This window comes from Ramlibacter henchirensis (genome assembly GCF_004682015.1).
In the GTDB taxonomy this organism is placed as follows: Bacteria; Pseudomonadota; Gammaproteobacteria; order Burkholderiales; family Burkholderiaceae_C; genus Ramlibacter; species Ramlibacter henchirensis.
This window is the reverse complement of sequence record NZ_SMLM01000002.1, coordinates 45,950-67,137: the sequence shown is the minus strand read 5'-3', so window position 1 is coordinate 67,137 and position 21,188 is coordinate 45,950. Positions and strand designations below refer to the sequence as shown.

19 protein-coding genes and 1 tRNA gene are annotated in these 21,188 nt (G+C 69.1%); 10 read left to right on the top strand and 10 right to left on the bottom strand.

What is annotated here, in order from left to right; translation table 11 throughout:
- Window positions 1-44: 44 nt before the first annotated feature.
- Complete coding sequence (locus EZ313_RS12990; RefSeq protein ID WP_135263719.1) at window positions 45-893, bottom strand: alpha/beta hydrolase; 849 nt, start codon at window positions 891-893, stop codon at window positions 45-47.
- A 43-nt stretch (window positions 894-936) separates the two neighbouring features.
- The gene (gene mutL / locus EZ313_RS12985) at window positions 937-2,763 is read right to left on the bottom strand and encodes a DNA mismatch repair endonuclease MutL (RefSeq protein WP_240788645.1); all 1,827 of its coding nucleotides are present in this window, start codon (window positions 2,761-2,763) and stop codon (window positions 937-939) included.
- Window positions 2,764-2,803: 40 nt separating this feature from the next.
- Between mutL and EZ313_RS12980 the strand changes: the two genes are divergently transcribed.
- Window positions 2,804-3,454, top strand: coding sequence for a VTT domain-containing protein (locus tag EZ313_RS12980; RefSeq protein WP_135263718.1), 651 nt, complete (start codon window positions 2,804-2,806; stop codon window positions 3,452-3,454).
- 1 nt (window position 3,455) lies between these two features.
- Here the strand turns inward: EZ313_RS12980 and EZ313_RS12975 are convergent, their stop codons facing one another.
- Window positions 3,456-4,001, bottom strand: coding sequence for a PAS and helix-turn-helix domain-containing protein (locus EZ313_RS12975; RefSeq protein ID WP_135263717.1), 546 nt, complete (start codon window positions 3,999-4,001; stop codon window positions 3,456-3,458).
- A 97-nt stretch (window positions 4,002-4,098) separates the two neighbouring features.
- On the opposite strand from EZ313_RS12975, the gene EZ313_RS12970 reads away from it, so the two are divergent.
- From EZ313_RS12970 to EZ313_RS12960, 3 genes are all read left to right on the top strand, one after another.
- Window positions 4,099-4,797, top strand: a complete 699-nt coding sequence (locus EZ313_RS12970; RefSeq protein ID WP_135263716.1) for a CoA transferase subunit A — start codon at window positions 4,099-4,101, stop codon at window positions 4,795-4,797.
- Between the two features lie 10 nt (window positions 4,798-4,807).
- Complete coding sequence (locus EZ313_RS12965; protein WP_135263715.1) at window positions 4,808-5,446, top strand: 3-oxoacid CoA-transferase subunit B; 639 nt, start codon at window positions 4,808-4,810, stop codon at window positions 5,444-5,446.
- A gap of 153 nt (window positions 5,447-5,599) precedes the next feature.
- The gene (locus tag EZ313_RS12960) at window positions 5,600-6,130 is read left to right on the top strand and encodes a hypothetical protein (RefSeq protein ID WP_135263714.1); all 531 of its coding nucleotides are present in this window, start codon (window positions 5,600-5,602) and stop codon (window positions 6,128-6,130) included.
- Window positions 6,131-6,144: 14 nt separating this feature from the next.
- On the opposite strand, the gene EZ313_RS12955 is transcribed toward EZ313_RS12960, so the two are convergent.
- Genes EZ313_RS12955 through EZ313_RS12940 form a run of 4 tightly spaced genes read right to left on the bottom strand, consistent with a single transcriptional unit; the run spans window position 6,145 to window position 9,747 of the window.
- Entirely contained in the window at window positions 6,145-6,708 is a 564-nt protein-coding gene (locus EZ313_RS12955; protein ID WP_135263713.1) for a DNA-3-methyladenine glycosylase, read from the bottom strand.
- Complete coding sequence (locus tag EZ313_RS12950) at window positions 6,705-7,409, bottom strand: nucleotidyl transferase AbiEii/AbiGii toxin family protein (protein WP_135263712.1); 705 nt, start codon at window positions 7,407-7,409, stop codon at window positions 6,705-6,707. The genes EZ313_RS12955 and EZ313_RS12950 overlap by 4 nt, the downstream gene beginning before the upstream one ends.
- A complete protein-coding gene (locus EZ313_RS12945; protein WP_135263711.1) occupies window positions 7,402-7,872 on the bottom strand; it encodes a helix-turn-helix domain-containing protein in 471 nt (156 codons plus the stop codon). Before EZ313_RS12945 ends, EZ313_RS12950 begins: the two co-directional genes overlap by 8 nt.
- A gap of 48 nt (window positions 7,873-7,920) precedes the next feature.
- The gene (locus EZ313_RS12940; protein WP_135264642.1) at window positions 7,921-9,747 is read right to left on the bottom strand and encodes an ABC transporter ATP-binding protein; all 1,827 of its coding nucleotides are present in this window, start codon (window positions 9,745-9,747) and stop codon (window positions 7,921-7,923) included.
- 148 nt (window positions 9,748-9,895) lie between these two features.
- Between EZ313_RS12940 and imuA the strand changes: the two genes are divergently transcribed.
- From imuA to EZ313_RS12915, 5 genes are all read left to right on the top strand, one after another.
- A complete protein-coding gene (gene imuA / locus EZ313_RS12935; protein WP_240788644.1) occupies window positions 9,896-10,594 on the top strand; it encodes a translesion DNA synthesis-associated protein ImuA in 699 nt (232 codons plus the stop codon).
- On the top strand, window positions 10,563-11,846 hold the full coding sequence (locus EZ313_RS12930; RefSeq protein ID WP_205960391.1) for a DNA polymerase Y subunit UmuC family protein: 1,284 nt from the start codon (window positions 10,563-10,565) through the stop codon (window positions 11,844-11,846). Before imuA ends, EZ313_RS12930 begins: the two co-directional genes overlap by 32 nt.
- On the top strand, window positions 11,839-15,126 hold the full coding sequence (locus EZ313_RS12925; RefSeq protein ID WP_135263709.1) for an error-prone DNA polymerase: 3,288 nt from the start codon (window positions 11,839-11,841) through the stop codon (window positions 15,124-15,126). Before EZ313_RS12930 ends, EZ313_RS12925 begins: the two co-directional genes overlap by 8 nt.
- An 83-nt stretch (window positions 15,127-15,209) precedes the next feature.
- Complete coding sequence (locus tag EZ313_RS12920; RefSeq protein WP_135263708.1) at window positions 15,210-15,845, top strand: YbhB/YbcL family Raf kinase inhibitor-like protein; 636 nt, start codon at window positions 15,210-15,212, stop codon at window positions 15,843-15,845.
- A gap of 122 nt (window positions 15,846-15,967) precedes the next feature.
- Window positions 15,968-16,366, top strand: coding sequence for a hypothetical protein (locus EZ313_RS12915; RefSeq protein WP_135263707.1), 399 nt, complete (start codon window positions 15,968-15,970; stop codon window positions 16,364-16,366).
- 21 nt (window positions 16,367-16,387) lie between these two features.
- On the opposite strand, the gene EZ313_RS12910 is transcribed toward EZ313_RS12915, so the two are convergent.
- Together EZ313_RS12910 and EZ313_RS12905 are read right to left on the bottom strand one after the other, a co-directional pair.
- Complete coding sequence (locus EZ313_RS12910) at window positions 16,388-17,098, bottom strand: hypothetical protein (protein WP_135263706.1); 711 nt, start codon at window positions 17,096-17,098, stop codon at window positions 16,388-16,390.
- An 82-nt stretch (window positions 17,099-17,180) separates the two neighbouring features.
- Window positions 17,181-17,254: transfer RNA gene (locus EZ313_RS12905), tRNA-Gly, on the bottom strand.
- A gap of 249 nt (window positions 17,255-17,503) precedes the next feature.
- Between EZ313_RS12905 and EZ313_RS12900 the strand changes: the two genes are divergently transcribed.
- A complete protein-coding gene (locus EZ313_RS12900) occupies window positions 17,504-20,146 on the top strand; it encodes an FG-GAP repeat domain-containing protein (RefSeq protein ID WP_135263705.1) in 2,643 nt (880 codons plus the stop codon).
- 48 nt (window positions 20,147-20,194) lie between these two features.
- On the opposite strand, the gene EZ313_RS12895 is transcribed toward EZ313_RS12900, so the two are convergent.
- Window positions 20,195-21,172, bottom strand: coding sequence for a Bug family tripartite tricarboxylate transporter substrate binding protein (locus tag EZ313_RS12895; RefSeq protein WP_135263704.1), 978 nt, complete (start codon window positions 21,170-21,172; stop codon window positions 20,195-20,197).
- Between the last annotated feature and the right edge of the window lie 16 nt (window positions 21,173-21,188).

The window sequence follows — 21,188 nt, the reverse complement described above, 5'->3', positions numbered from 1 at the left end:
CGCGCGAGCCTAGCAGAACGATGCCGCAGCCGCGGCAGCAGCCCTCAGCGCAGGCTGAACAGCTGGCGCATCGCCTCGCGGTAGCGGCCCTGGCCCACCCACATCGTGCTGTGGTGCGAACCGTCCTCGACGAGCAGGAAGTGCTTCTTGCCGGTGGCCGCGTCGAAGAGGCGCTGGCCGAGCTCGGACTTGATCAGGGTGTCGCGGGCCCCGTGCACCACCAGCAGCGGCGAACCGATCTTCGAGACCTTGTCGATGGAGGAGAAGCGCTGCGTGATCAGCGGGCTGATAGGCAGCCAGCCCCACTTGAAGCTGCTGGCCACGTCGGGGATGGAGGTGAAGGTGCCTTCGACGATCGTTCCCTGCTCGTCGTCGACGTTCGCCGCCAGGTCGATGGCGATGGCGCCGCCGAGCGAGTGGCCGAAGACGTAGCGCGGCCGGTCCGGGTACTGCTGGGCCAGCCAGGCCCAGGCCCGCCGCGCATCCTCGTACGCCATCTCCTCCGAGGGCAGGCCGGGGCTGCTCTTGCCGAAGCCGCGGTAGTCGATCGCCAGCACCGAGAAACCCATGTCCTGCATGCGGCGCATCCGGCTGGAGGAGCCCATCACGTTCCACTTGGCGCCGTGCAGGTAGAGCATCACCGGGGTCTGCGGGCCCGCGTCGTCGGCCTCCAGCCAGAGCCCGTGCAGCCTGGCCGGCTCGCCCGTCACGCGGGAAGTGAAGGCTATCCAGACGTCCTGCATCCCGTCGGCGTAGCTGGCGCTGCCGCCCCAGGCGCGGTCGCTGGGCTGGAAGATCCATTCGCGCTGCTTCTCGTCCAGCGTGGAGCAGCCGACGGCAAACGTGATGGCGAGCAGGACGCTCAGGGCGATGGCAAGGATGCGGCGGACCATGGCGATGGCAGAGTCGCGGCGGCGGGTCGAAGTTCCTCGGCCTTCAGCGTCCCCTCAGGAACAGCGAGTCGAGCTCGCGCACCGAGAGCTGGCGCCAGGTCGGACGGCCGTGGTTGCACTGGTCGGAGCGCTCCGTCTGCTCCATCTGCCGCAGGAGCGCGTCCATTTCCTCCAGCGTGAGCTTGCGGTTGGCCCGCACGGCGCCGTGGCAGGCCATGGTGGCCAGCAGTTCGTTGCGTGCGCGCTGCACCACCGTGCTGGCGTCGTGCTGCGCAAGCTCAGCCAGGACGCTGCGCGCGAGTTCGACGGGGTCGCCTTGCGCCAGGGTGGTGGGCACGGCGCGCACCGCCAGGGTCTTGGCCGAGAGGGGCGCGATCTCCAGTCCGAGCGTCTGCAGCGCTTCGGCGCAGGCTTCGGCGGTGGCGACTTCCTGCGCGGTGGCGGCGAAGGTGGCGGGGATCAGCAGCGGCTGCCGCGAGATGGCCTGCGTACCGGCGCCGTCGTCCAGCTGGCACTTGAGCCGCTCGTACACGATGCGCTCGTGGGCCGCGTGCATGTCGACGATCACCAGGCCGTGGCGGTTCTCGGCGAGGATGTAGATGCCCTGGAGCTGGGCGAGCGGGCGGCCGAGGGGATGGTCTTCGACTTCCGTCCGGGCTGAGCCTGGCGAAGCCGCGGCGAAGTGTTCGACAGGCTCGGGCCCCACGGGGACCCGCGTGGACTGCCACAAAGCCGCGACATCCGAGACGCGATGCCCCACCGGCGCATCGAATGCCATCCGCGGCTGCGTCCACATCGGTTCGACTGGCCCCTCCGAGGCCGATGCCAAGGGCGTCTGCGCGGGCTCGGGCGCTTGCCCGGCGCGAGGCGCGGCCAAGGCGGCCTCCACCGCACGCCGCACGGCCTGGTGCACCTCGCGGCTGTCGCGGAAGCGAACCTCGATCTTGGTCGGATGCACGTTGACGTCGACGCGCGACGGCTCGATGTCCACGTAGAGCGCATACACCGGCTGCCGTTGGCCGTGCAGCACGTCCTCGTACGCGCTGCGCGCCGCGTGCGTGAGCACCTTGTCGCGCACGAAGCGGCCGTTGACGTAGGCGAACTGCTGGTCGGCGCGCGAGCGGGCCGCATCGGGAATCCCGGCTCGGCCGGTGACACGGATCGGTCCGATGGCCTGGTCCACCGCGACGCTCTGCGACAGGAAGTCGTCGCCCAGCACGTCGGCCAGGCGCTGCTCGCGCGTGCCGGGACGCCACTGCTCGACGAGCTTGCCTTCGTGCCACACCGCGAAGCCGACGTCGGGACGCGCGAGCGCATGCCGGCGCACGGCCTCGATGCAATGCGCCAGCTCGGTCGCGTCGGTCTTGAGGAACTTGCGGCGCGCCGGCGTGCTGAAGAACAGCTCCTTGACTTCGACGGTCGTGCCGATGGCGCGCGCGGCCGGACGCAACTCGCCGCTGCGGCCATCGAGCAGGAAGGCGCTGGGCTGGCCCGCGCAGCGGGAGAGGAGGCTCAGCTCCGACACCGAGCCGATGGCGGCCAGGGCCTCGCCCCGAAAGCCCATGGTGCCGACGGTTTCCAGGTCGGCCAGGCTGCCGATCTTGCTGGTGGCGTGGCGGCGCAGCGCGATCGGCAACTCCTCGCGCGGGATGCCGCCGCCGTCGTCCTCCACGCTCACGAGGCGCACGCCGCCCGCGAGCAGCCGCACCGTGATTTGTGTCGCACCCGCGTCGAGCGCGTTGTCGACCAGTTCACGCACGACGGACGCGGGCCGCTCGACCACCTCGCCGGCCGCGATCTGGCTGATAAGCTCGTCCGGCAGCTCCCGGATGGGCCGGCGCGGATGATCCGGATGGAGCACGGCGTTCACGTCCGGGATTCTAGGTGGCCCCACCGATAATCCTTCCCCCATGGACATCGTCGCCCTTCTGATCGATTTCATCCTGCACGTCGACGTGCACCTCGAAGCCTTCGTCGCGAACTACGGCACCTGGGTCTATGCCCTGCTGTTCGCGATCATCTTCGTCGAGACCGGCGTGGTGGTGATGCCGTTCCTGCCCGGCGACTCGCTGCTCTTCGTGGTGGGCGCTCTATGCGGCGTCGGTCTGATGGACTACGCGACCTCGATCGCGCTGCTGTGGGGCGCGGCGGTGCTGGGCAACCAGTGCAACTACGCCATCGGCCGGTTCATCGGACCGCGGGTGTTCCAGTGGGAGCAGTCGCGCGTGTTCAACCGTCGCGCATTCGACCAGGCCCACGCCTTCTACGAGAAGTACGGCGGCTTCACCATCGTGGCCGCGCGGTTCATGCCCTTCCTGCGCACCTTCGCGCCCTTCGTCGCGGGCGTGGCGCGCATGACGCGCGCGAAGTTCACCTTCTACGACATCACCGGCGGCGGCCTGTGGGTGGTCGGCATCATCACGGCCGGCTACTTCTTCGGCAGCGTGCCGTGGGTGAAGCAGCACCTGGACAAGATCATCTGGGCCATGATCATCCTCCCCGGCGTCCTGGTGCTGGCCGGCGCGTGGAAGGCGAAGAGGGCGGCGGCCAGGCTGGCCTGACCTACTGACCCGCAGTCAGCTTGTGCACCAGGTCGGCCGTCGTGTTGGCCTTGTACTTGCGCATCAGCCTTGCGCGGTAGATCTCCACGGTGCGGTGGCTGATCGCCAGCGTCTTGCCGATCTCCTTGGACGTCATCCCGTCCAGCAATCGAGCCGCCACTTCGCGTTCGCGCGCCGTCAGCTCCGCCTTCACCGGCCGCTGGGAGCTCAGGTCCTCGAACGACCAGATGCCGGCCTCGTGCGGCGCTTCGCGGTTGAGCGCGCGCCCCGTCACGTGGCACCAGAACACCTCGCCGCTGGCGCGCTTCATGATGCGGTCGTCCGCGTAGTGGCCCTTGGCATTGAGGATCGGTGCCATGCGCGCGCCCAGCCGCTCGTACTCGTCGGGCGTGGGGTAGAGCGTCATGAACGACTGCCCGATGAGCACCTCGCGCGAGAAGCCGAACATCTCGCACAGCTGCCGGTTGCAATCCACAATGGACCGATTGCGCGACAGGCACAGGCCGATGGGCGCCAGGTCGAATGCCAGCCGGTAATCGACGTCCATCGGGCTAACCTTTACGAGTAACTACGTAGCGCATTAAGTAGTATCGTACCCCCGTTTTTCCGGCGCTCCGCCGGACTGAAGACAGGAGACTTCCCCCGTGAACAAGCTCTATCCCAACGCCGCGGCCGCGCTCGACGGCGTGGTGCGCAGCGGCCAGCTGATGGCCGTGGGCGGCTTCGGCCTGTGCGGCATTCCCGAGGCGTTGATCGACGCGCTGCGCGACAGCGGCGTGAAGGACCTCACCGTCATCTCCAACAACGCGGGGGTCGACGACTTCGGGCTGGGCAAGCTGCTCACCACGCGCCAGATCAGGAAGATGATCTCGAGCTACGTCGGCGAGAACAAGGAGTTCGAGCGCCAGTACCTGGCGGGCGAACTGGAACTGGAGTTCACGCCCCAGGGCACGCTGGCCGAGAAGCTGCGCGCCGGCGGCGCGGGGATCCCGGCCTTCTTCACCAAGACCGGCGTCGGCACCATCGTGGCCGAGGGCAAGGAGTTGCGCGAGTTCGACGGCGAGACGTACGTCATGGAGCGCTCGCTGGTGCCCGACGTCGCGCTGGTCAAGGCCGCGGTCGCCGACAAGAGCGGCAACCTGCGCTTCAACCTCACCGCGCGCAACTTCAATCCCGCCTGCGCGATGGCCGGCAAGGTCTGCATTGCCGAAGTGGAGAAGGTGGTCGAAGTCGGCGAACTCGCCCCCGACGACATCCACCTGCCCGGCATCTACGTGCACCGCATCGTGCACAACGCGAAGCCCGAGAAGCGCATCGAGAAGCGCACCACCCGTCCCGCCTAGGAGATCGAACATGCCCTGGACCCAAGACCAGATGGCCGCGCGCGCGGCGCAGGAACTCGAGGACGGCTTCTACGTGAACCTCGGCATCGGCATCCCGACGCTGGTGGCCAACTTCACCGGCGACAAGGAGGTGTGGCTGCAGTCGGAGAACGGCATGCTGGGCATCGGCCCGTTCCCCACCGAGGCGGAGGTCGACGCCGACCTGATCAATGCCGGCAAGCAGACCGTCACGACCATCAAGGGCTCGTCCATCTTCGGCAGCCATGACAGCTTCGCGATGATCCGCGGCGGCAAGATCAACCTCTCGATCCTGGGCGCCATGCAGGTCAGCGAGAAGGGCGACCTGGCCAACTGGATGATCCCCGGCAAGATGGTCAAGGGCATGGGCGGCGCCATGGACCTGGTGGCGGGCGTCAAGCGCGTCATCGTGCTCATGGAACACGTCGCGAAGAAAAAGGACGGCAGCGAGGACCTCAAGATCCTGCCCAAGTGCACCCTGCCGCTCACGGGCGTCGGCGTGGTCGACCGCATCATCACGGACCTCGGCGTCCTGGACGTCACGCCCCAGGGGCTGAAGGTCGTCGAGCTCGCGCCCGGCGTGAGCTTCGAGCTGATCCAGTCCAAGACCGGCGTCAAGCTGCTCCACTGAAGCGCTGCACGCGCACACCGGCCTCACAAATCACAACCCGCTGCCAGCCACGGCTGACAGCGGGTTGTGGCTTTCGCTGTCAGGCTCAGCCGTTTTGTGGCTCGACCATCCTTGCAACGATGCCCACCATGCGGCGTGCGGGAGGTTGATGCGATGCATGCGAAGAAAGCCCTGATGGCCGCCGTGGCGGCGCTCGCGGCAGGCCCGGCGCTGGCCTGCTTCACGGTCTACGACCGAAACAACAACGTGCTCTACAACGCGCAGGTTGCGCCGGTGGACATGAGCCGGCCGCTGAACGAGACCCTGCCGAAGAAGTTTCCCGGCGGGCACCTGGTGTTCAGCAACTCCGCCGATTGCCCGGTCGTGCAGGCGTCGGGGCAGTTCCAGGTGGCGTCGACCCCGGGACGCTCGCCGCTGCTGACGGACGTCGCCACGGCGCGATCGCTCGGGCTGCCGCACAGGGTCCTGGGCAACGGCGTGGCCGTGGTGCCGAACCGGCCCGACAACATGCGGCCTGGCGTCGTGCTGGCCGAGTCCGGCCTGTCGCCCGCCGCCGGCCCCGACACGCGCGCGATGGGCGCGGGCCCGGCGCAACAAGGGCAGCAGCGCACCGGGCCGGTCATCACCGAGATGCACAACCCGCCGCTGACGGCGGTGCAGCCCGGCACGAAGCCCTACCGCTGAGGGCCTGCTGCCGGTCACATGGGCCGGCTGAGGAATCGCGATCCCGCTTCGCCGAACCTCCAGGGCACGTCCATGGCCTTGCTGATGCCGATTCGCGGGCCGCTCACGACGTGCACCGGCCGCGACGACGCGATCACCTGGAACGGCTTGCGATCGAGCCGGCAGCCATTGAGCGCGTGCGTGATGCCCAGTGCTTCGCCGACGCGCCCGGGGCCGGAGCACAACAGGCGCAGATCCTCGATGCCGCGCCGCTCGTGCATCACCGCCAAGCCATGGGTCGGCTCGATCGCGCGGATCAACACCCCCGCGCCGTGGCCCGCCTCGCGGCAGACGAAGTTCAGGCACCAGTGGATGCCGTACGAGCGGTACACATACGCTCGTCCCGGCGGACCGAACATCGAAGCATTGCGCGCGGTCGGGCCCGAGAAGCTGTGCGAGGCCGGGTCCTCGCGGTCGTAGGCCTCGGTCTCCACGATGCGGCCGCCCACGCCGTTGACGAGGAGCACCGCTCCGATCAGCGCGCGCGCGACCTCGTGCGAGTCGCCGGCGAAGTCTTGTGCAGTCAGCCGGCGGTTCATCTCGCGCGGCGCTCCAGGTCGCGGATGCGCTGCCACAGGGCGGCCCGCGAGACGCCCTGCATGTGCAGCGCGCGCATGCACTCGTCCAGCCGTTGCTGCCTGCGCCGCAAGGCTTCGACGGCCTTGGCCAGCGAATCGCGCACTGCCGTGCCGTACGCCTCCTGCGCCTTGGCGAATGCCTGGCCGAGTAGGGTGGAGGAGGGCGCCATCATTGCCAGGTCGATCAGGTCGCGGCTGAACACCGAGTCGTCGCCCCATCGGTCGGCATTGGCCAGGAGCTTGCAGGCCGCAAGGTCCACCGGCGCGAGGGTCGCCACGCCGCAGACCACGTCCTGCGGTCCCGGTGCGTCCAGCGCGATCCGGGCCTCGCGGACGATCTCGAACTTGATGCCCACGCCTTCGGTGCGCACGACGGTGCGGATGCCGTACTGGTCCGTGCGCACCTCGCGCGCCAGTTCGAGCGACAGTGCCGGCCGAAGGAGGGGAGCGAGCCCGCCGGGGCCGCCGAGCAGCTGACGCAGCGACCGGTAGCCGGCCGCATCTGCCACGACGAAGTCGATGTCCACCGACTCGCGGTATTCGCCGTAACGCAAGGCCATCGCGGTGCCGCCGCCGAACAGGCAGTGGTGCGCGAGCAGCACCGCGGGATCGAGCGCCTGCAGGACCAGTGCGATGCGCCGATGGTGCTCGCGCTCAAACAAGCAGCCGTCCTCCACCCAGCGCGGTGGCCAGCGCGTGGACGAGCGCGATTTCCTTCATCGTCAGCGTGTTGCCGTCCACGTGCCGCCAGTTGCGCTCGTAGATCGAGAGGGCTTCCTGCGGGCTGACATCCTCGACGCCCTGCAGCTGCCAGGCGAGTTTCTGCAACTGGGGGTAGTCCGCGAGTCGGATGCGGTCGGGCAGTGCAGGCGCCTCCCGAGACGCGCCCGGATCGCGAAGGTCGAGCTGGAGACCCAGTGCGGTGGCGATGCTGACCCACGCCCCCATGGTCACGCTGGGTTCGCCACGTTCGATGCGGTGCAACGTCACGCGCGACATCCCGGCCGATTCGGCCGCCGCGGTGGCGGAAATCCCCTGCCGCTTGCGGTGCAGCCGCAGCCGCTCGCCCAGCCGTGCCAGCTGATCGGCTGGGTCATGCGTAAGGGGCGGGGCGGTGGCGGGCATGTTTCTCATTCTGGTCACAACCGGAAATTTGTCAAGAATGAGAAACAATTAAGATTCGCCGAGGAACCCTCCGCTCTGGTGGGCCCACAGCTTGGCGTACAGCCCGCCCTGCGCCAGCAGGCTGCGGTGGTCGCCCTCCTCGACGATGCGGCCCTGGTCCATCACGATCAGCCGGTCCATCGCCATGATGGTCGAGAGCCGGTGCGCGATCGCAATCACGGTCTTGCCCCGCATCAGCTGGTTCAGGCTGGCCTGGATGGCGGCTTCGACTTCGGAATCCAGCGCGCTGGTGGCCTCGTCCAGCAGCAGGATGGGCGCGTCCTTGAGCATCACGCGCGCGATCGCGATGCGCTGGCGCTGGCCGCCCGAGAGCTTGACGCCGCGTTCGCCCACGTGCGCGTCGTACGCGCGGCGGCCGTGCAGGTCCGACAGTCCCAGGACGAAGTCGTGCGCCTCGGCGCGCCGCGCGGCCTGCACCATCTCTTCTTCCGACGCGCCGGGGCGGCCATAGAGGATGTTGTCGCGCACCGAGCGGTGCAGCAGCGACGTGTCCTGCGTAACCATGCCGATGTGACTGCGCAGGCTGTCCTGCGTGACACGCGAGATGTCCTGCCCGTCGATCAGGATTCGGCCGCCGTCCACGTCGTAGAAGCGCAGCAGCAGGTTGACCAGCGTGGACTTGCCTGCGCCCGAGCGGCCGATCAGGCCGATCTTCTCGCCCGGCCGCACCGTCAGGTGGAAGTCGTCGATGACCGGCGTCGGCTTGCCGTAGCCGAAGCGGACCGCCTCGAACTTCACTTCGCCGCGCGGCACCTGCAGCACGGCGGCATCGGGCCGGTCCACCACGGCCCGCGGCCGCGTCAGGGTGCCCATGCCGTCCTGCACCGTGCCGACGTTCTCGAACAGCGACGCCATCTCCCACATGATCCAGTGCGACATGCCGCTGATGCGCAGCGCCATCGCGCTGACCGCGGCCACCGCGCCGGGGCCGACCTGGCCGCGCGACCACAGCAGCAGCGCGTAGCCGGTGGCGCCGAGGATGAGCAGGACGACGAGCGCGTGGTTGACGATCTCGAACGCGCTCACCATCCGCATCTGGCGGTAGCCCGTGGTGCGGAACTCCTGCATCGCCTGCCGCGCGAAACCCGCTTCGCGGTGCGTGTGCGAGAACAGCTTGACCGTGGAGATGTTGGTGTACGCGTCGGTGATGCGGCCGGTCATCATCGCCCGCGCATCGGCCTGGGCCTTGCCGATGCGGCCCAGGCGCGGCACGAAGTACCAGACGGAGACGCCGTAGGCGGCCAGCCAGAGCAGGAAGGGCAGCATCAGCCGCTGGTCGAAGCCGGCCGCCAGCAGCACGATGGTGAGGAAGTACACCCCGATGCCGATGATCACCTCGGTGGTGGTGAACACCATCTCGCGCACCGCCAGCGCCGTCTGCATCACCTTGGTGGTCACGCGGCCGGCGAATTCGTCGGAGTAGAAGGCCATGCTCTGGCCCAGCATCAGCCGGTGGAAGTTCCAGCGCAGGCGCAGCGGGAAATTGATGGCCAGCGTCTGGTGCTTGACGATGGTCTGCAGCGCGATCAGCACGATGCTGGCCAGCAGCACGATTGCCAGCACCTCGAGCACCGGCCCATGCAGCGTCCACAGCCGCGCGGGCTCCACGGCCGGCAGCCAGTCGAGGATCCGCCCCAGCATCCAGAACAGCAGGGCCTCGTACGTCGAGATGGCAGCGCTCAGCAGCGCCAGCCAGCCGATGTAGCCGCGCAGCCCGGCGGTGCAGGCCCAGACGAAGGAAACGAAGCCCTTGGGCGGCAGCGCCGGCTCGGCTTCGGGGTACGGGTGGAGGAGTCTTTCGAAGCGGCGGAACAAGGGGCGTGAGGATGCCACAGGGGTTCATCCGCTGCGGAAGTCAAGGTGGATTTCGCACAGACGAGGGCGGTACTTTACTGTATAAATTGACAGTACTTTCTTCCTTTCCAAGTTCCTGGTTTTCCGATCCATGCAGCCCGCTGCAGCCTTGGCCGTCCCCCACGTCTGGCGCGTGCCCGACCTCGCCCACGAGGAGAGCGTGCTCGCGAGCGGCCATGCCGCGCTCGACAGGCAGCTGCCCGGCGGCGGCTGGCCCGTCGGCAGCCTGGTCGAGCTGATCCAGGCGCGGCCCGAGGCCCACGTCTGGCAGCTCGTGCTGCCCGCGCTGGCCCGGGCCACGAGCGACAAGGCCGGGCCCGTCGTGCTGGTCGGCGCGCCGCATCCGCCGTTCGGCCCCGCGCTGGCGGCGCAGGGCCTGGCGGCCGACCGCCTGCTGTGGATCCGCACCGACCGCGCTGCCGCGCGCCTGTGGGCGTGCGAGCAGGCGCTGCGCTGCGCCGATGTCGTGGGCCTGATCGCCTGGCTGCCGCAGGCGCGCCCGCAGGAGCTGCGGCGGCTGCACCTGGCCGCGCGCCAGCACCGCAAGCTGCTGTTCGTGCTGCGCGGCCTGCCGGTGCTGCAGCAGGCCAGCCCGGCGCCGCTGCGGCTGGTGCTGGAAGGGGTGGAGGAGCTGCAGGTGCGCATCGTCAAGCGCAAGGGCCCGCCGCTCGAGCAGCCGCTGCGCCTGCCCGCCATGCCGGCCCGCCTCGAAGCCTTGCTCGCGTCGCGCCGCCGCAGCGTGGAGGCGCCCGTTCCCGTCGTCGAAAGGAGATCGCATGTACTGGATCGCCTTGTCACCGAAGCTTGAAGACGAACGCCTGCCCTGGACCTGGTGGTCGCTGCGCTTCACGCCGCGCGTCGCGTGGGTCGAAGGAGAGCTGCTGCTGGAGGTGTCGTCCAGCCTGCGCCTGTTCGGCGGCCGCAGGGAGCTGCTGAAGCTGCTGCTGTCGCAGGACGACCTCGGCCCGGTGCAGTGGGCGGTGGGGCCTACCTCGCTCGTCGCGCTGGCGCTGCTGCGCTGCAAGCAGCGCTCGCTCACGGTCCCGAAGCAGTTGCCGGGCGATCTGCCGCTGGACCTGCTCGGCGCCGCGCAGCCGCACGTCGCGCTGCTCGAGCGCACCGGCATCCGCACCTGGGGCCAGTTGCGCGCGCTGCCCCGCGGCGGCCTGTCGCGGCGCTTCGGGGCCGGACTGCTCGCGGCGCTCGATGCCGCGTACGGCGAACGCCCCGAGCAATATGCCTGGGAAGTGCTGCCCGAAGCGTTCGACCTCAACGTGGAACTGGCCAGCCTCGCGACCGCGGCGCCCGAACTGATGCTCGCCGCCGAGCACCTGCTGCGCCGGCTGCAGCAATGGCTGCAGGCGCGCAACCGCGGCGTGCTGGCGCTGGAGCTGGAATGGACGCTGGACCTGCGCCGCCTCAATGGCGTGCGGCTGCCGCCCAAGGAACAGCTGCAGGTGCGCACCGCGCAGCCGACGCAGGAGATGGCGCACCTGCGCCGCCTGGTGCGTGAGCACCTGGATCGCGCCACGCTGGCGGCCCCCGCCAACCACCTGCGGCTTCGCTCGCTCGACACCGTGCCCTGGGCCGGCGCCACCACGTCCCTGCTGCCGCAGGACCGCGTCGAAGGCGAGCGGCTGCACCAGCTGGTCGAGCGACTCTCGGTGCGGCTGGGCGAGGATTGCGTGCTCGTGCCGCAGGCGCACGAAGACCACCGGCCCGAGGCCAAGCAGGAGTGGGTGGCCGCGCGCAATCATGCCCCCACGCTGTCGGCCGATGCCGACGCGCTCTATCCGACCTGGCTGCTGCCCCGGCCGGTGAAGCTGAAGATGAAGGGCGAGACGCCATGCTTCGGCGGGCCGCTGCGCCGCCTGGCGCGGATGTACCGCGTGGAAACCTGCTGGTGGGATGAAGCCGGCCCGGCGCTGCGCGACTACTTCATCGCGCGCAGCCCGCAGGCCGGCCTGGTGTGGATCTACCGCGAGCGGCCGCCCAACCTGGCGCAGGACCTCGCGTTGTCGGGCCAGTTCGACTGGTACCTGCAGGGCCTGTATGCCTGAGACCGCGTTCAAGCCCAAGCCGGTGCTCGACGAGGAGCGGCTGCCGCCCGTGCTGGGCGGCGGCCCCGACGTGCTGCCGCGGTACGTGGAGCTGCATTGCCTGTCGAACTTCAGCTTCCAGCGCGGCGCCTCGCATCCGCAGGAGCTGGTGCGGCGCGCCTACGACCTGGGCTACGAGGCGCTGGCGATCACCGACGAATGCTCGGTGGCCGGCGTCGTGCGCGCCTGGTCGGGGCTGCGCGACTACCTCGAGTTCATCCAGCGGCTGGAAGAGGCGTATCCGGGCCAGGTGCGCAAGCGGCCGTTTCGCCTGCTGTACGGCGCCGAGTTCGATTTCGGCGACGGCCGCCTGGTCGCGATCGCGTGCGACCTGCAGGGCTGGGGCGGGCTGTGCGAGTTCATCACCGCGGCGCGCATGACCGCGCCCAAGGGCAGCTACAGCGTGGGCTGGGACACGAGCGACCTCAGCCTGCTGAAAGGCTGCGAGGTGCTGTTCGTGCCGCAGCGCCGGCCCGGGCAGGCGCTGGACCCGCAAGCCTTGCAGCAGCGGCTCACGTCGCTCAAGCACCTGTACGGCGGCAGCTTCTGGCTCGCGGTGAACCTGCCGCACCTGCTGGATGACGATCTCTGGCTGGCCGGCCTGCGCACAGCGGGCGAGGGCGCGGGCGTGCCGCTCGTGGCCACCGGCGACGTGCACATGCATGCGCGCTCGCGCAAGCGCCTGCAGGACGTGATCACCGCCGTGCGGCTCGGCAAAGCGGTTGCCGACTGCGGTCTCTCGCTTCAAGGCAACGCGGAGCGCCACCTGCGCCAGCGCAAGCGCCTCGCGGAGCTGTACCCGCGCGAGCTGCTGGACCATACCTGGCAGCTGGCGGATCGCTGCCGCTTCGAGCTGGAGGAGATCCGCTACGACTACCCACTCGAGACGGTGCCGCCCCGCCGGACGCCGATGGAGCAACTGGTGCACCTGACGTACGAAGGTGCGCGCGACCGCTACCCGGACGGCATCCCGCAGCGCGTGCAGGACCTGCTGGACAAGGAGCTGCCGCTGATCGAGCGCTGCCGCTACGAGATGTTCTTCCTCACGGTGCACGACATCGTGAAGTTCGCCGAATCGAGGGGCATCCTGTGCCAGGGCCGCGGCTCGGCCGCGAATTCGGTCGTGTGCTTCTGCCTGGGCATCACGGCCATGGACCCGATGCTGTCCAAGCCGCTGCTGGAGCGCTTCATCAGCGACGACCGCAGGAACGAGCCGCCCGACATCGACGTGGACTTCGAACACGAGCGGCGCGAGGAGGTGATCCAGTACATCTACGGCAAGTACGGCCGCGAGCGCGCCGCCATCGCCGCCGTGGTCATCAGCTACCGCATGCGCAGCGCGATCCGCGACGTCGGCAAGGCGCTGGGCGTGGACGACAAGCTGGTCGACGCCTTCGCCAAGGACCATTTCTGGTTCGACCACGAACTGGCCACGCACAAGCTGCGCGAGCTGGCGGTGCACTGCGGCGTGAACCTGCCCGAGCGCCAGGCCGCGCTCTGGCTGGAACTGACGCAGCAGCTCATGGGCTTTCCGCGCCACCTGTCGCAGCACGTGGGCGGCTTCGTGCTCACGCAGACGCGGCTTACGCGGCTGGTGCCGGTGGAGAACGCCAGCATGAAGGACCGATCGGTCATCCAGTGGGACAAGGACGACCTGGAGGACATGGGCCTGATGAAGGTGGACGTGCTGGCGCTGGGCATGCTCACCGCGATCCGCCGCTGCATCGACCTGGTGGCGCAGCGGCGCGGCCAAGCGTTCACCCGCTACGACATCCCCGACGAGGACCCGGCCACCTACGAGATGGTGCGGCGCGCCGACACGGTGGGCGTGTTCCAGATCGAGAGCCGCGCGCAGATGTCGATGCTGCCGCGGCTCAAACCCACGACGTTCTACGACCTGGTGGTCGAGGTCGCCATCGTGCGTCCCGGCCCCATCACTGGGGGCATGGTCCATCCCTACCTGAAGGCGCGCGAACGCCGGGAACGCGGCGAGGAGATCGTCTACGAGCGCTCGAAGTACGACGTCGGGGAGCCGCGCCTGAAGAAGGCGCTGGAGCGCACGCTGGGCATCCCGATCTTCCAGGAGCAGGTGATGGAGATCTCCATGGTCTGCGCCGGCTTCTCGGCCACCGAGGCCGATTCGCTGCGCCGCGCGATGGCGGCGTGGAAGCGCAAGGGCGGCGTGGACCGGTTCGAGGCGCGCCTGAAGGGCGGCATGAAGGCCAACGGCTACAGCGACGAATTCGCGCACCGCATCTACGAGCAGGTGAAGGGCTTCGGCGACTACGGCTTCCCCGAGAGCCACGCCTACAGCTTCGCCCTACTGGCGTACAAGAGCAGCTGGCTCAAGTGCCATGAGCCGGCCTGCTTCCTGGCCGCGATGCTCAACTCGCAGCCCATGGGCTTCTACGGACCGTCGCAGCTGATCCAGGATGCGCAGCGCCACGGCGTGCAGGTGCTGCCGCCCGACGTTTCGTCCAGCGACTGGGACAGCAAGCTCGAAGGCGACATGGCCGCGCCCGCGATCCGGCTCGGCCTGCGCCTGGTCGGCGGCCTGCGCGAAGAAGCCGCGCGCCGCATCCCGGCGGCGCGCCAAGGTGCGCCTTTCGAGGGCACCGAGGACCTCGCGCTGCGCGCGGGCCTGGACGTACAGGACCTCGCCGCGCTGGCTGCGGGCGATGCGCTGCGCTCGCTGGCCGGCCACCGGCGCCAGCAGGTGTGGGAAGCCGCGGCCCAGCGCCGCGCGCCCGAACTGCTGCAGAACGCGCCGGTCCGCGAAGAGCCTCTCGCGCTGCCCGCGGCGCATGAAGGGGAGGAGATCGTCTTCGACTACGCGTCGATGGGGCTCACGCTGCGGCGGCATCCGCTGGCACTGCTGCGCCCCAAGCTGTCGCGCCTGCGGTACCGCACCGCAGAACAGCTGGGCCAGCTGCCCGATGGCCGGCGCGCATCGGCCTGCGGCATGGTCACCGTGCGCCAGCAGCCCGCCACCGCGGGCGGCACCATCTTCGTGACGCTGGAGGACGAGACCGGGCCGGTCAACGTGATCGTGTGGCGCAGCGTGCGCGAGCAGCAGCGCGAGCCACTGCTGCATGCCCGCCTGCTCGCGGTGCACGGCACCTGGCAGCGCGACGAGGCGAGCGGCGGCCGCGTGTGCCACCTGATCGCCGAGCGGCTGGAGGACCTCACGCCGATGCTGGGTCGGCTGGGGCGCGGCACGGAAAGCCGCGATTTCCATTGAGCCGCGGCTGAGCCTTCCACGCGACGGCGTCCGACATCCGGGCGGCGCGCGCTCCCGCACGATGGCGTGCAAGGAGCCCTGCCATGCTGGAAAAACTGCCCGAAGCCCTCGGCCACGCGCTGCGCGACCGCCGGGCCGGCCTGGACAAGCTCGTCTTCAACACCTGCGGCATGCGGTCCGGCCTGGGGATGCTCAAGGTGACCAGCCTGGCCTTTGCCGACCATGCGCCGATCCCCGAGCGCTATACCGCCGACGGCGAAGGCCTGTCGCCGCCGATCGACTGGACCGGCGTGCCCGAAAGCGCCCACAGCCTGGTGCTCATCGTCGAGGACGCCGATGCGCCGACCTCCGATCCGCTGGTGCACGCCATCGTGGTCGACATCCCGCCGCAGGACGCATCGATGCACGAAGGCGCGCTCAAGAGCCCGGGGCATGCGGGCGAGGACGACTTGCACGCGGGCCGCAACTCCTACTTCATGGCGGGCTGGATCCCGCCCGATCCGCCGCGCGGCCATGGCCAGCATCGCTACGCCTTCCAGTTGTTCGCGCTCGCCGAGGGCAGGCGATTCAGCGGCAAGCCCACCCGCGGCGAAGTGCTCAAGGCGATCCAGGAACGCGGCATCGCCGGGGGCATGCTGGTGGGAACGTACACGCGGCCCGATGGCAGCATCGAGGCGGGGCAGGGTGCACCTGCTGTGCGGTCGCGCATCGCGAATTGAGGCACTGCCCCATCCATTCGCCCAGCCCGGCCATGTGTTACGGGTGGTTCCTCAGCGCTGACCGCGCGCGGGCTGCGGTGTATGGTGATTTCCCCGGCCGCTCGGCCTCGAATGGATGTGTCATGAACAGAGCAAGCCTCACCGCGGCGGCTTCGGCTGTCGCCCTCGTCGCGGCCGCGTGCGCGAATGCGCAGCAGACGGCGCTGGGGCAGCCCTCGTCCGGCCTGGTGAGCGTGGAGCTGACCCAGGTCTCGGCCAACATCGCCGAGCGCCTGAAGGTCGATGAGGCCAAGATGCCCATGAGCATCCAGGTGCCGCCCAACGTCGCCGCCGAAGTCTGCGGTGTGCAGCCAGGCGCGCCTTCAGCCATGGTTGCGCGCAGCGGCGACGGCTGCATGGCGCGCAAGTCGTCGCCGGCGCTGGATCAGCTGATCACCAGCCGCATGAAGGCGGACGACCCGGCAACGATGGGGGGGAGTCCGACCGGTCCCGGAAGTCCGGCACAAGGCCAGCGCAAGTAGGGAACGCAGCGCGCCCGGCTTTCAGTCGGCGTGCTGCCAGGCGAGGTACTGCCACACCGTCGCCAGGACGATGACGGGCAGGACCATCTCGAGCGGCTCCTCGATGGCGACCTGCAGCGCGCGCATCGCATCGTTCGTCGCGACGCCGAAGTCCTCGGCGAGGACCGACAGCAGGCGATCCAGCAACTTGGCGAACACCAGCACGCCCAGGAACGTGAGCGTGTTGGCGCCGACCGCGCCGGCGTGCAGCCGTTTGGAGCGCCAGGCGCGAACCGCGCGAATGGTCAGGTAGAGCCAGCCCGCCAGCAGCGCGCCGACCGCGGCGAACGACAAGAGCTTGTGCGTCAGCGGCGCGGGGCCGAGGTAGTAGCTGACACGCAGCATGCTCGTGCCCGTGAAATGGATGTGCCAATCGGCCTCGCGCGCCGCGAACGCGAGCATCGTCAGGGCCAGCGCTGCCGCCACTCCCTTCGGCAACGAGCGCCAGACGGCCAGGATGCCGACGGCCGCCACCAGGTAGAGGGCGATGGTGAGGTCTTCGATCAGCGAACCCTCGTGCGTCCAGTCGATGACCAGCTCGGCCGGAAACACCAGCCACGCCGCAAGGGACGCGAGGGCGACGGCCAGCGCCAGCCAGGGCGCCGCCGCGCGTACATCGCGCACTTGTTTCGAGGAGCGAACGTGGGCCGCTTCGGAATCGGGGTAGAGGGTGCTTTCGAACATGTCCTTCATGCGAGCTCCTGTGGGGGCGCTCGCAGTACAGCAAGGAGGGGAGGTGCAGTGACCTGTCGGGGATCACACCGCTGATGCGGCGTGGAGCGGGCGATGGGAATCGAACCCACGTCTTGAGCTTGGGAAGCTCAGGTCCTGCCATTGAACGACGCCCGCGGTTCAGCTCGGATTTTACGCGGCTTCGGCCGCACACATCGCGCTGGCCCTTCTCCCTTGCAGCGTTGCCGGCGCGACGAGCTATCTCACCCTTGCTGGACGGGAAGCCGAAGCTCGTGGAAACGTTCGACGAGTGACACAATCGCAGGACCTGAACGTTCGCGATCGATGGCAATGCTTTCCGTGCCACCGTGCAACGAGGGGAAGTGAGGACTAGGGACGACTTTTCCGCGAAGGAGCTTGTCCATCATGACTGTCCCCGATCGCACCGCCTGGGCGGGCCTGCGCGCGCTGTTCGTCACCCTGGCCACGTCGCTGTCGATCGCCGGCGCCTTCGCCCAATCGCCGACTTTCGCAAGACAGGACTACCCCTTCATCGGGCACCAGGTCGTCGCGGACTTCAATGGCGACGGATTTCCTGACCTGGCGGGGCAAGCCTATCTGGTACAGGCCGTCGCGGTACGTTTGAACAACAACAACGGGACGTTCGGCACGCTGGTTGAATACCCCGTGCCCGATGCCGCCCAGGCCGTTGCGGCCGGTGACTTCAATGGCGACGGCAGGCTGGATCTCGTCGTCACCCACAACGACCCGAACATCAGTGTCTCCTTGCTTGCAGGCAGGGGGGACGGCACCTTCACCGCGCCGGTGAGCTTCCCGAACACCTCCGGCTTCGACTCGCCGGACGTCGTTGCAACGGACGTCAACAATGACGGCAAGCTCGACGTCGTCATCGCCCACAACGCCGCCTGCTTCACCGCGCCTTGCGTGATCGCGGAAACCATTTCCGTGATGCTGGGGAACGGCGACGGCACCTTCGAGCCTTACCGCGAGATCGTCGTCGGCCGGGGAACCGGCCCCATCGCCGTCGGCGACTTCAACCGCGACGGCTTCAAGGACCTGGCGATCGCCGGCCCCAATGCGCAGGTCTTCCGTCTTTTCGGAGTCGGCGACGGGACCTTCATCCAGCAACCGACATTGACGCTGCTCGCCGACACAGGCTTCGTCAACGGCAGCGACATCGATGTGGCCGACTTCAACCGCGACGGCATCGAGGACCTGGTGGTGGCCATCGCCAGCAATGGCAGCCGGACGGCCATCCTGATCGGCAACGGCGACGGCACTTTCCGCACACCCCTGATCCTCACGGATCCCAATATCAACATTCCCCAGTACCAGGCCGTCGCCGACTACAACGGCGACGGTTTCCTGGACCTGGCGCTCAGCATGGGAAACGGCCTCCAGGGCTTGATGAACATACGCAACGGCAATGGCGACGGCACGTTCCAGGCGCCGGTGGCCTTCGCCATGCCGGGCCCGCTGTCGAGTGCCGGTGGCGCCCACATCGTTGCAGCGGACCTCAACGGCGACGGCAAGCCGGACGTCGTGCTGGGCCAGGCAGGCGCCTTCCCAGGCTTGCTGGTCCTGATCAACTCCACGGGCCTCCCAGCTCCTCCGAGACCTGAGGCGCCGACGCTGCTCTCTCCGGCAGCCGACGCAACGCCGGGGCAACCGGTGAGTTTCGACTGGACCGACGTGGCCAATGCGACGAGCTACGAGATCCAGGTGGACGACAGCTCGACCTTCTCAGCGCCCTTCAGGGCGAACCAGACCGTCGGCACCTCCCAGGTGAGCATCGGCGGACTGCCCGCGCAACGCTTGTGGTGGCGTGTGCGGGCGCGCAATTCGGCCGGCGTGTTCGGCCCGTTCTCCAGTGCACGGCGCTTCACGCCGCGGGCGGCGGCGACAGGCCCGGCGACGCTCCAGGCGATCGCGCTCAGCCCGACGAGCGTCGTCGGCGGCAACACCGCGCAGGCAACCGCGACGCTGACGGCCGCTGCGCCCCCGGGCGGCTCGGTCGTGACGCTGTCAAGCAGCAACCTGAGCGTGGCCACGCTTCCTGCAAGCGCCACCGTGGCCGCCGGCGCCACCAGCGTCACTTTCACGGTCAACACGGTGCCGGTCGCCGCGCCGACCCTGGCGACCATCACCGCAGCCTTCGGCGGGACCACCCGCAGCGCAACGCTGACGGTGACGCCACCGCCGCCGCCTCCACCGCCGTTGGGACCGGCTTCCCTGTCCGTGTCCCCGGCGACGGTCAACGGCGGCGCCAGCACGGTCGGCACGATCTTCCTGTCGGCGGGGGCTCCCCCCGGCGGGCTGGTCGTCTCGCTCACGAGTTCGAACACCGCCGCGGCGACCGTCCCGGCAACGACGACCATCTTCCTGAGCAGCGGCACCTTCCCGATCACGACGCTGCCCGACGCGACGAACAGGACGACGACCATCACCGCCTCGGCGAACGGCGTCTCGCGGACGGCGACGCTCACCGTGCTCGGCACTGCTGCACCGCCCTTGCTCTCGGGGTTGACGGTCAACCCGACCAGCGTGACCGGCGGAACCTCCGCTCAAGGCACGGTCAGCCTGACGTCGGCGGCGCCCGCGGGCGGTTTCGCCGTGTCCCTGTCGAGCAACAACGCGGCGGCGGCGGTGCCGGCCAGCGTGACTGTGGCGCAGGGGGCGGCGAGCGCAAGCTTCGCGATCCCGACCGGCGCCGTGACGTTCCCGACACCGGTGACGCTCACGGCGGGCGCAGCGGGGGTGACGCGAACCGCGTCCCTGACGGTGGCGCCTGCGGCTCAAACAGCCACGGTGACGGTGACGGCGACGGGCCGCAGCGGTGAACGGGTCCTGTCGAATCCGGCCGGCATCAACGTCAGCGTCGGCAGCAGCGGTTCGTCCTCCTTCACCTCGGGAACCGCGCTCGTGCTGAGCGTCTCGAATGGCCGCGACGCGATCTGGTCCGGAGCGTGTTCCAGCGGCGGCAACAAGACCAGGACGTGTACGTTCACGGTCAATGGCAGTGCGTCTGTGGGTGCCAACGTGCAGTAGGCAGCAACGCTTCCCGAGCTGAACGCAGGCGTCGTGCGATGCAGTCCCTCAGTCCGCCTTCGCCCCCGTTGCCTTGATCACCTGCCCCCAGCGCCCGATCTCCGAACGGATCCACGAGGAGAACTGCTCCGGCGTGCTGCCGATCACCTCGAATTCCATCTCCCGCAGCCGCGCCGAGGTGTCGGGGGAGTTGATGATCTTCACCAGCTCGCGGTTGTAGCGGTCCACGATCGGCCTGGGCGTGTTGGGCGCCGTGAGGAAGCCGATCCAGGAGGTGGCCTCGAAGTCCTTGAAGCCGGACTCGGCCAGCGTCGGGACATCGGGCGTGCTCGGGAAGCGCTTCGTGCCGCTGGAAGCCAGCAGCTTGAGCTTGCCTTCCTTGACGAACTGCTGCACGTTGCCCGGCACGAAGAAGGCGGCGTGCACGTTGCCGGCGATCAGGTCGGTGACGGCCGGGCCGGCGCCGCGGTACGGGACGTGCGTGATGTTGATGCCCGCCGCCGACTTGAGCATTTCCATCGTCAGGTGCGACGCGCTGCCCACCGCCACCGATGCGTACGAATAGCGCGAGGGCTCGGCCTTGGCCTTGGCCACCAGGTCCTGCACGCTCGTGATGCCCGAGTTCGCATTCACCACCAGGTACTGCGGCGACTTCACGGCCAGCGTGAGCGGCTGCAGGTCCTTCACCGGGTCGTAGGGCATCTTCTCGAACAGCGTCGGGTTGATCGCCAGCGGGCCGTTGTAGCCGACCAGCAGCGTGTGGCCGTCGGGCTGCGCCTTGGCCACCAGGTCCGCGCCGATGTTGCCGCCGGCGCCGGGCTTGTTCTCCACCACCACGGGCTGGCCGAGCGCTTCCTGCAGCTTGGGCGCGACGAGGCGCGCGAGCACGTCGTTGGTGCTGCCCACGATGGGCACGATGATGCGCACGGGGCGGCTGGGCGCCCAGTCCTGGGCCTGCGCGAAGGCGCCGGGGGCGAGGGTTGCGGCGCAAAGCGCGAGTGCCGCGCGGCGGTGGATGAGGGTCATGGCTAGCTCCTTGTGG

Coding starts and splice junctions, on each gene's coding strand:
- EZ313_RS12990 (WP_135263719.1), bottom strand. CDS start 893: ATGGTCCGCCGCATCCTTGCCATCGCCCTGAGCGTCCTGCTCGCCATC.
- EZ313_RS12980 (WP_135263718.1), top strand. CDS start 2,804: ATGGACATCGTCGCCCTTCTGATCGATTTCATCCTGCACGTCGACGTG.
- EZ313_RS12975 (WP_135263717.1), bottom strand. CDS start 4,001: ATGGACGTCGATTACCGGCTGGCATTCGACCTGGCGCCCATCGGCCTG.
- EZ313_RS12965 (WP_135263715.1), top strand. CDS start 4,808: ATGCCCTGGACCCAAGACCAGATGGCCGCGCGCGCGGCGCAGGAACTC.
- EZ313_RS12960 (WP_135263714.1), top strand. CDS start 5,600: ATGCATGCGAAGAAAGCCCTGATGGCCGCCGTGGCGGCGCTCGCGGCA.
- EZ313_RS12955 (WP_135263713.1), bottom strand. CDS start 6,708: ATGAACCGCCGGCTGACTGCACAAGACTTCGCCGGCGACTCGCACGAG.
- EZ313_RS12945 (WP_135263711.1), bottom strand. CDS start 7,872: ATGCCCGCCACCGCCCCGCCCCTTACGCATGACCCAGCCGATCAGCTG.
- EZ313_RS12930 (WP_205960391.1), top strand. CDS start 10,563: ATGTACTGGATCGCCTTGTCACCGAAGCTTGAAGACGAACGCCTGCCC.
- EZ313_RS12925 (WP_135263709.1), top strand. CDS start 11,839: ATGCCTGAGACCGCGTTCAAGCCCAAGCCGGTGCTCGACGAGGAGCGG.
- EZ313_RS12920 (WP_135263708.1), top strand. CDS start 15,210: ATGCTGGAAAAACTGCCCGAAGCCCTCGGCCACGCGCTGCGCGACCGC.
- EZ313_RS12915 (WP_135263707.1), top strand. CDS start 15,968: ATGAACAGAGCAAGCCTCACCGCGGCGGCTTCGGCTGTCGCCCTCGTC.
- EZ313_RS12910 (WP_135263706.1), bottom strand. CDS start 17,098: ATGAAGGACATGTTCGAAAGCACCCTCTACCCCGATTCCGAAGCGGCC.
- EZ313_RS12900 (WP_135263705.1), top strand. CDS start 17,504: ATGACTGTCCCCGATCGCACCGCCTGGGCGGGCCTGCGCGCGCTGTTC.
- EZ313_RS12895 (WP_135263704.1), bottom strand. CDS start 21,172: ATGACCCTCATCCACCGCCGCGCGGCACTCGCGCTTTGCGCCGCAACC.